The organism is Candidatus Limnocylindria bacterium (assembly GCA_036523395.1).
In the GTDB taxonomy this organism is placed as follows: Bacteria; Chloroflexota; Limnocylindria; order P2-11E; family P2-11E; genus CF-39.
The window spans coordinates 1-8910 of sequence record DATDEH010000012.1 but is presented as its reverse complement, the minus strand read 5'-3'; the positions used below and the strand labels follow the sequence as shown (position 1 = coordinate 8910).

Genomic DNA, 8910 nt, shown 5'->3' with positions numbered 1-8910 from the left:
GAGCGCCAGTTCGGGATCGACACGCTGAAGAAGTACTTCAAGTCGACGGACGACGTCGCGATGGCCGCGACGTACGACTTCTACGCGCAGCTCGTCACGGCAACGCAGCCGTTCCCCAAGCCGGAGATGTTCGCCGACGCGCAGTCGATCCTCGGTGCGAAGAGCGACAAGGTGAAGAGCTACGACGTGAGCAAGATGCTCGACACCAGCTTCGTGCAGAGCGCGGTCGACCGCGGGCTCGACAAGAAGTAGCGCCTAACTGATCGGGAGGACGTGTCATGGCAACGGTGCAGGCTGAGCTCACGCGGAACAAAACGCGCCTCGCGGATCCGCGGGCGGTGAAGCCCGCGCCAAAAGATGCGCTGCGGTCGCTACCCGCGACCGTCGAATGGCTGCGACGCGAGGGGCTGCTCATGGAGACGGACGTCGAGGTCGACGGCGACCTCCAGCTCACGGGCATCCAGAAGCACTTCGACGGGAGCTACCCGATCCTCTTCAACAACGTGAAGGGCTATCCGCACGCGCGGGCCATCACGAACCTGTTCGCGAACATGGACATCGTCGACCGCATGTTCGGCTACGACAACGCCACCGACCGCACGCGCAAGCTCGCATATTCGCTCACGCACCCGATCGCGAACGAGGTGATCCCGCAGGACCAGGCGCCGTGCCAGGAAGAGGTCATCACCGACGACCTCGATGTGAACAAATTCATCATGGCCATCCGACACACGCACCTCGAGGGCGAGATCACGATCGGAAGCGGCAACAGCGTCGTCGTCGGGAAGTACTTCTGGGGCGGCAGCCACATCGGCTACAACCGCATGAACTTTCGCTGGGGCAACGTCGGGACGTTCCAGTCCTCGCCGGGATCGCACATGTGGCAGATCCTCACCGAGCACTACAAGGACGACCAGCCGATCCCGCTCACGGTGTGCTTCGGTCTTCCTGTCGCGTCCACGCTCCTCGCCGGCGGCGGCTTCGACTACGTCGTCCTGCCGCGCGGCGGCGATGAGCTCGGCGCAGCTGGCGCGGTGCAGGGCTTCCCGACGCGACTCGTGAAGGCGCGCACGGTCGACGCGTATGCCGTCGCGGACTCCGAGTACGTGCTCGAGGGATATCTCCACGCGCGCGACAAGCGCTACGAAACGAAGGAGGCCGAGGACGCCGACACGCAGGGCCGCTTCCACTTCCATCCGGAATGGGCCGGCTACATGGGGAAGGCCTACCGCACGCAGACCTTCCACGTCACCGCGATCACGATGCGCAAGCGCGAGAAGCGCCCGTTCATCTACCCGATGGGCGTGCACATGTATGACTGCAACAACATCGACACGACGGTGCGCGAGGCCGCGTTCTGGGAGCTCTGCGACCGGATCCAGCCCGGCCTGATCCAGGACGTGAACATCCCGTTCCCGATGACCGACTGGGCCGGCTGCATCCTGCAGGTGAAGAAGCGTCTCAAGACCGACGACGGCTGGGTGCGGAACTTCATCGCCGCGTCGATGGCGACGAGCGCGGGTCTGCGCCTCTGCATCGCTGTCGACAGCGACGTCGATATCTACAGCATGGACGACATCATCTGGGCGCTGACGACGCGCGTGAATCCGAATCAGGACCTGCTCAAGCCGGTCCCGGGCGGAGCGGGGCAGACGTTCATCCCGTCCGAGCGCGTGACCGCCGGGAGCGCCGAGTGGACCGGCATGAACATCCGCTTCGAGGGCGGGATGGGCATCGATGCGACGGTCCCGTACGGGCTCGAGAAGGACTTCATGCGGCCGGTGTATCCGATCGATCGCGTCGACCCCGCGAACTGGTTCGACGCGGATCAGATCGCGAAGGGCAAGGCGCTCATGAAAACGCAGTCCTGGGCGGAGGTCCTCGCCAGGACGGGCCGCTAGCCGCCGTCGTGATCGACCTGCTCGACGGCCTGCGCGTCATCGAGATCGCGGGCGACGACGTCTGGGCCGCGTCCGCCGTCGCGCACGCGGCGCGCATCCTCGCCGACCTCGGCGCGGACGTCATCAAGGTCGAGCCACCGGGCGGCGATCCGGTTCGCGCAGTGCCGCCGTTCCTGCACGACCGCGCCGGACCCGACAGCGGGCTCCTGTGGATCGCGCTCAACGCGAACAAGCGCGGCGTGCGGCTGGGCCTCCCGCGCGATCGCGATCGCCTCCGCGTGCTGCTCTCGTCCGCGGATGTGCTGGTGCAGTCGCGCGAGGTCGTCGACCAGGCGACCGCCACGTCGTGGTCGCCGTCGCTCATCACGGTGTCCGTCACGCCGTACGGCCTCGCGGGTCCGCTCGCGGGCGTGCCCGCATCGGATCTCGAAGTCACGGCGTCGAGCGGCGCGCTCGCGCTCGCCGGCGAGCCGGACCGCGCGCCGGTCCGCACGACGCTGGCGCAGTCGCCGTTCTGGAGCGGCATGTACGCGGCCATGGGCGCGCTCTTCGCGCTCGCGGCGCGCGCCGCGACGCGGCGTGGCCAGCAGGTCGACGTCTCTGGCCAGGCGAGCATGGTCACGGTCCATCCACCGGCCGCCGTGCACTGGGACGTCGCGAAGGAGGAGCACCGTCGTCTCGGCGCGTTCCTCATCGGACGCAGCCGCGTCGGCGCTCGCTTCCGCAACATCTGGGACTGTGCCGATGGCCACGTGAGCTTCGCCATCCAGGGCGGTCCGATCGGCCGTCACACCGGCCGGATGCTCGCGTCGTGGATGGACGCGCGCGGTTTCCAGGCACCTCGGTTCACGGCGATCGATTGGGATGCCTTCGACAACCGCACGCTCACGCAGGAGCAGGTCGACGCGCTCGAGGCCGAGGTCGGAGCGTTCTTCCGCACGCTGACGAAGCGCGAGTTCTTCGCCGGCGTGATCGAGCGCAACATGCTCGGCTACCCCGTCGCCGATGCGTCGGATGTGTACGCCGACGCGCAGCTTGGCGCGCGCGAGTTCTGGCAAGAGACGCGGATCGACGGAACGACGCTGCCCTTTCCCGGCGGCTTCGCGTTATTCGATGGCGAGCGGCCACGCGTGCGCCGCGGCCCGCCGCGACTGGGCGAGCACGACCCGGAGGTGCTTCCGAGCGCGGCGCGCGTCGGGCGCGGTGCGGTGACCGCATGACGACCACCCCCCAGCCTCTCGAAGGCGTTCGGGTCGTCGAGCTCGGGTGGGCCGCGGCCGGTCCGCTCGTCGGCACCTATCTCGCGCAGCACGGCGCAGACGTGATCCATGTCGAGTCGTCCACCGCGCTCGATCCGTTCCGCTCGACGTACCCACCGTTCAAGGACAACGTCGTCGGACCGGACCGCGCCGGGATGTTCGCCTTCTACAACGCCGGAAAGCGCGGGGTCACGCTCGATCTCAAGCAGCCGCGCGGGATCGAGCTCGCGCTTCAGCTGGTGAAGACGGCCGACGTCGTGATCGAGAGCTTCCCGGCGGGAACGCTCGCGCGGCGAGGACTCGGGCATGACGCCCTCCGGCGCGCGCGGCCCGACCTCGTCATCCTTTCGAGCTGCAATCAGGGGCAGACCGGACCGCACGCCCAGCATCCCGGATACGGAAGCCAGCTCACGGCGCTCGCCGGGTTCAACGAGCTCCTCGGCGAGCCCGGGCGCACGCCGGTGATCCTCTACGGCCCGTACATCGACTACATCGCGGTCGGCTATGGCGTCATCGCGATCCTCGCCGCGCTCGAGCGGCGGCGCCGCACCGGCGAAGGCTGCGTGATCGACCTCTCGCAGTACGAGGCGGGGCTCCAGTTCCTCGCGCCCGCGCTCCTCGAGCACGCGGCGAACGGCACGGTGCCGACGCGCGACGCGAACCACGACCGCGTGGCCGTGCCGCACGGGGTGTATCCGAGTCAGGGCGACGACCGCTGGATCGCGCTTTCGGTCTGGAGCGACGACGAGTGGCGCCGGTTGCGCGACGCGCTCGGCGACCCGGCGTGGTCGCGCGACGCCGCGCTCGGAAACGCCGACGGACGCCGGGCGCGCGAGGCCGAGCTCGACGCGCGCATCGCTGCGTGGACCAGTGCGCGAACGCGCGAAGAGGCGGTCAGCGCGTTGCGGGCGCGCGGCCTGCGCGCCGCGGCGGTGGAGTCGGTCGGCGAGCTGTTCGATGACCCCCAGCTCGCGCATCGCGGCGTGTGGCGGCGCGCGCCGCACGCCGGTCTCGGCGAGGTCGGCCTCATGGCTCCGCCGTTCGCGCTGTCCGAGACGCCGGCGCGCGCGGACCGCGCCGGCCCGACGCTCGGCGAGCACAACGAGGAGGTCTTCAAGGGGCTCCTCGGCCTCAGCGCGGACGAATACGCCTCGCTCGCCGCCGACGGCGTCTTCGCGTAGAACACACCGCAGATGTCTGAAGCGGAAGAGATAGCCCGACGCAAGGGCGAGCACCTCCAGCTCGCCGCCGAGGGCGACGTCGAGACGAGATCGAGCGCGGGTTGGGAGGACGTGCATCTCGTGCACGACGCGCTCCCGTCGATCGACGCGAAGGACATCGACGTCGGCACGCGCTTCCTGGGTCACGCGCTCCGCCTTCCACTTGCGATCTCCGGGATGACCGGCGGCCATGGCCGCGCGATCGCGGTGAACGAGCTCCTCGCGCGCGTGGCCGAGAAGACCGGGATCGCGATCGGCGTCGGCAGCCAGCGCGCGGCGCTACGCGACCCGTCGCTTTCGGCGACGTATTCGGTCGTGCGTGAGAACGCGCCCCACGCGTTCGTGATCGCGAACGTCGGGATCTCGCAGCTCGTGAAGCAGGACAGCGAAGGCGCGCTCGCGGTGAAGGACATCGAGAAGATCCTGAAGATGGTGAAAGCCGATGCGCTCGCCCTTCACCTGAATTATCTCGAGGAATCCGTCCAGCCGGAAGGTCAGACGCGCGCGAAGGGCTCGGACGCCGCGGTGCGCGCGCTCACGCGCCGCTCGCCGGTCCCGGTGATCGCGAAAGAGACCGGGGCGGGCATCACGCTCGCCGTCGCGCGTCGCCTGCGCCGGCTCGGCGTGAAGGCGATCGATGTCGGCGGCGTCGGTGGAACGTCGTTCGCCGCGATCGAGTCCCTCCGCGCGGCGGCGCGCGGAGACAAGCAGCGGATGGGTCTGGGCGAGCGGTTCCGCGACTGGGGCGTGCCGACGGCGGTCGCCGTCGTCGGGGCGGCCGCGGCGGGGCTGCCGGTCATTGCGACCGGCGGCGTGCGCAGCGGGCTCGATGCCGCGAAGGCGCTCGCTCTCGGCGCGACGGTGGTCGGCGTCGGGCGCCCGCTGCTCCAAGCGGCACTCAAAGGTGAGGGCGCGGTGCTCGAGTGGATCAACGCGTTCGAGCTCGAGCTGCGCACCGCGATCTTCCTCTCGGGCGTGCGCCGCGCCGCCGATCTTCCGAGCGCGAGCGTCGTGATCACCGGCAATTCTCTCGCGTGGCTCGAGCAGCTCGGGTATCGGCGGCGCGTGGCGGAGCGCCGTGGAGGCTCGTGAGCGAATTCGCTCCGCGCGAGACCGTGGACGATCTCGTCCTGGCGAACCACATCCTCTCGAACGAGGGCATCCTCGACGCCTTCGGTCACGTGAGCGTGCGGCATCCCACAGCAACGGATCGCTTTCTGATCTCCCACACGCGCGCACCCGAGCTCGTCGAGGCCGATGACCTTCAGCTGCTGGACCTGAGTGGCGCGCGCGTGGCCGGCGGCGAGCGGCGTTCGTATGAGGAGGTGGCGATCCACGCCGCGCTGTATCGCCACCGCGCGGATGTCGGCGCGGTCGTACATTCGCACGCGCCGGCGGTCATCCCGTTCAGCGTGACGGGCGTTCCGCTGCAGCCGATCTATCACATGGGCTCGGTGATCGGACATGAGATCCCGGTGTGGGATATCGCGACGCGATCCGGCGACACGGATCTGCTCGTGCGCGACGCCGCGCAGGCTGACGATCTCGCGAAGGCGCTCGGCGGCCGGACCGTCGTCCTGATGCGCGGACACGGCTGCGTGGTCACCGGCAAGGACGTGCGCGCCGCCGTCTTCGCCGCCGTCTACCTCGAGCGGAACGCCACGCTGCTCGCTACGGCGCGTGGTATGGGCAAGGTCCACGCGCTCAGCAAAGCCGAGACGCAGCTCGCCTCCGAGATGCTGCGCGGTCATGCCGGCGAACGGGCCTGGGAGTACTGGGTGCGGCGGCTCCCGCAGCGCGCCGGATCAGAGAAGGATTAGCGTTCTGCGCATGAGCGGAGGCCGCGGTCCCGATCAGAAGGAGCTCGATCGCCTCACCGCCGATCTCCGCGTGTTCGACGCCAACGGGATCGAGCGCGCGGCATGGGGCTGGGATCGGCATGAGCGCCGCGGCCTTGACGCGTATCACGCGGCCGAGCGCGCCGCACTCGCGCAGATCGAGCAGCACGATCTTGGTCCACGCTGGGAGGAGCTCCGTCGCATGCTCTTCGGCCTGACCGAGGCCGCCGGCGCGCTGGTGAGCTGGAAGGCGAAGCACGGCCAGCTTGGACACAAAGCCGAGCGCGCGGCCTTCGGCGCTGCGCTCGGGCTCTTCGCGAAAGAGGACCTCAGCCGCGAGCAGTACGCGAGCCTCGTCGAGCCGATGGCCGAGGCTCTTCCCTGGCTCCTACCGGACCGCACGCCCGCGCCTCGACCGCCAAAGTAACTCGGCGGCAATGCGCATGGCGGCGATGCCACCGGCACCGCCGCCACCGCACGTCAGGGAGACGCTCAGCGAGCGAGTGGTCTTACTCGCAGGCCGTGTGGATCGACGGTGCTCGCGCCGGCTCCCTGGGCCAGGCTGACGAAAGAACGGACCTCGGCGGATCGCCCGCCGTCCTTCACGCTGAGGATCGCGAAGCCACCGACATCGCCGACGGCGTTGTTCAGGTCCTTGATGTTGCTGGTCACGGGCGCCTTGCCGCGCAGCGCGACGAAGACGGATGCGCCGTCGGGAGAGAGATCCATGATGTCGGGAGCCGGGTCGCGTCCGGCGAGCGGACCGGTGGCGAGGTTGATCGTGGCCAGCGGCTCGCCGGTCGTCTTCGTGTCGAAGATGTCGATCGTGTTCGCGAAGCGATCCGCCACCCACACGTACTGGCCAACGGCGAGCACGCTGTGGGATTCGACGCTGCCGGATCGCGCGAGGAGCTTCTTCGCGCTCAGCGACGTCGGCGTCCACGTGACTTGCAGGAGATTGAAGGCCGTCGTGGTCGGCGTCGGGCCGCCCTGCGCGGTGGTCCAGATGGTCCCGTCCTTGAGCGCGACGGCACAGCATGACTGCGCCGAGATGTCGTTCTTGCCGAGCGTCGCGACCGCCTTCATCGGCGTCGCGGTGTAATCGACGAGGTAGGCGCCGCCGCCGCGCTGCGGCACGTATGCGTACTTGCCGTCCTGAGTGAAGAGCGCCATCACTGGGTTGTTGCCGGGGTGCGCCGCGTCCTCGAGCGGTGCGAGATCGAGGTCGGCCGCCGCATCGAGCTTGTACACGTCGTTCTTGAAGTCCGCGCTGATTCGCTGGAGCTTCTTCGCGCCCTGGTTCGCGACGATGATCGCGTCGCCCGATGGCGTGACGGCCGAGTTGTGCGCCGCGGGGTTGCCGGCGGCCGTCGCGCTCATCTTGATGCTGGCCACGACCTTACGGTCGCTCGCGCGGATGACCTGGATGTGGCCGCTGCCGACATACGAGATGACCGCGTGCGTCATCGTCGCGTTGAAGGTGACGTTGTGCGGGTGCTTGCCCATGCCGTCGCCGACACCGAGCGCCGCCTCGGCGAGGTTGATCGAATACGCGGGGACGGGCGTGCCGGCCTTTGCCAGGTCGGAGCCGCGGTAGATGTTCAGCGTGCCTCCGCCTGTGGGCGCCGTCTCCGCCTGGTCGGGCACCCACAGCTCGAAGTCCGCCGCTGCGGTCGGCGCCGCGCTGGCGGTCTGCGCCGGCGACGCCGGGACCTGACCGCCACACCCGCCGGCGACGAGAAGCGCGATGAGTGTGGTCGCGAGATACGAACGCATGGCCTTCGCCTCCCTGATCGATTCGGCGCTGCCGCCGTGAGCGACAAATTCGATCTGGGACGGGTAGAACACAAATACATAATTGCCATACGAGATATAACTTCAGATTATGCAGGTCGAGGCGCGACTTCGCGCCTTCGCGGCGCTCGCTCGGCGCGGGTCTTTCTCCGCGGCGGCCGAAGAGTTGGTCATCAGCCAGCCCGCGGTGTCCAAGCACGTCGCGGATCTCGAGGCCGAGCTCGGGACGAAGCTGGTCACCCGTGGTCCACGTCGCGCGGAGCTCACGCGTGCCGGCGGATTCGTCGCCGAGTACGTGCTCCGCGCTGAAGCGATCCTCGCGCAGGCCGGCCGCGGCGTCGCGACGATCGACGGCGACCTTGTGGGTCGATTGGCCGTGGGAGCGTCGGGCAACGGGATGTACTTGATCCCGCGCGCGCTCGCGCTCTATCACCGCGCGCATCCGGCGGTCGCGCTCGACGTGATCATGGTCGGCACGAGCGCGGAGATCGTCGAGGCCGTGCGCGCACACCGCGTCGAGATCGGTGTCGTTGGTGCTGCGGCCGCGCCGGACCTCGAAGCCGAGCGGCTCGTGGTCGACGAGATCGTCGTCGTGGCCGCGCCGGCGATCGCGAGGCGGGGACTGACGCCACGCGCCGCCGAGGAGCTCACCTGGATCGCGCGCGAGGAGGGATCGGCGACACGTGCAGCCGTGGAGGCAGCCTGGCGCGACCTCGGCATCAGTCCGAAACGACGCCTCTCATTCCCGTCGTGGGAAGGCGTGAAGCTCACCGTGGCCGAGGGGCTCGGCGTCACTGCGATCAGCCGTCACGCCGTCGAAGTGGAGCTGGCCGCCGGCACGCTCGCGCTCGTGCGACTTCCAGGGTGGAAGGTGCAACGCCATCTGTCCCTGGTTCAT

9 protein-coding genes are annotated in these 8910 nt (G+C 69.2%); 8 read left to right on the top strand and 1 reads right to left on the bottom strand.

Going from position 1 to position 8910, the window contains the following annotated elements:
• From VI056_01640 to VI056_01610, 7 genes are all read left to right on the top strand, one after another.
• A partial coding sequence (locus VI056_01640; GenBank protein HEY6201722.1) for a hypothetical protein occupies nt 1–252 on the top strand: 252 nt, incomplete at its 5' end.
• A gap of 26 nt (nt 253–278) precedes the next feature.
• Complete coding sequence (locus VI056_01635) at nt 279–1901, top strand: UbiD family decarboxylase (GenBank protein HEY6201721.1); 1623 nt, start codon at nt 279–281, stop codon at nt 1899–1901.
• Between the two features lie 8 nt (nt 1902–1909).
• Nucleotides 1910–3121 (top strand): CoA transferase, encoded by a 1212-nt coding sequence (locus VI056_01630; GenBank protein HEY6201720.1) that lies wholly within the window; start codon nt 1910–1912, stop codon nt 3119–3121.
• Nucleotides 3118–4341, top strand: coding sequence for a CoA transferase (locus VI056_01625; protein ID HEY6201719.1), 1224 nt, complete (start codon nt 3118–3120; stop codon nt 4339–4341). The genes VI056_01630 and VI056_01625 overlap by 4 nt, the downstream gene beginning before the upstream one ends.
• A 12-nt stretch (nt 4342–4353) precedes the next feature.
• A complete protein-coding gene (gene fni, locus VI056_01620) occupies nt 4354–5472 on the top strand; it encodes a type 2 isopentenyl-diphosphate Delta-isomerase (GenBank protein ID HEY6201718.1) in 1119 nt (372 codons plus the stop codon).
• Nucleotides 5469–6200, top strand: a complete 732-nt coding sequence (locus VI056_01615; protein HEY6201717.1) for a class II aldolase/adducin family protein — start codon at nt 5469–5471, stop codon at nt 6198–6200. Before fni ends, VI056_01615 begins: the two co-directional genes overlap by 4 nt.
• A 10-nt stretch (nt 6201–6210) precedes the next feature.
• The gene (locus VI056_01610; protein HEY6201716.1) at nt 6211–6645 is read left to right on the top strand and encodes a hypothetical protein; all 435 of its coding nucleotides are present in this window, start codon (nt 6211–6213) and stop codon (nt 6643–6645) included.
• Between the two features lie 65 nt (nt 6646–6710).
• On the opposite strand, the gene VI056_01605 is transcribed toward VI056_01610, so the two are convergent.
• Entirely contained in the window at nt 6711–7994 is a 1284-nt protein-coding gene (locus tag VI056_01605) for a hypothetical protein (GenBank protein ID HEY6201715.1), read from the bottom strand.
• A 109-nt stretch (nt 7995–8103) separates the two neighbouring features.
• On the opposite strand from VI056_01605, the gene VI056_01600 reads away from it, so the two are divergent.
• The coding region (locus tag VI056_01600; GenBank protein HEY6201714.1) for a LysR family transcriptional regulator at nt 8104–8910 on the top strand (807 nt) is incomplete at its 3' end.

Bases quoted from the DNA above. Each gene is read 5' to 3' on its own strand.
- VI056_01635 (HEY6201721.1), top strand. From the start codon at position 279: ATGGCAACGGTGCAGGCTGAGCTCACGCGGAACAAAACGCGCCTCGCG.
- VI056_01625 (HEY6201719.1), top strand. From the start codon at position 3,118: ATGACGACCACCCCCCAGCCTCTCGAAGGCGTTCGGGTCGTCGAGCTC.
- fni (HEY6201718.1), top strand. From the start codon at position 4,354: ATGTCTGAAGCGGAAGAGATAGCCCGACGCAAGGGCGAGCACCTCCAG.
- VI056_01610 (HEY6201716.1), top strand. From the start codon at position 6,211: ATGAGCGGAGGCCGCGGTCCCGATCAGAAGGAGCTCGATCGCCTCACC.
- VI056_01605 (HEY6201715.1), bottom strand. From the start codon at position 7,994: ATGCGTTCGTATCTCGCGACCACACTCATCGCGCTTCTCGTCGCCGGC.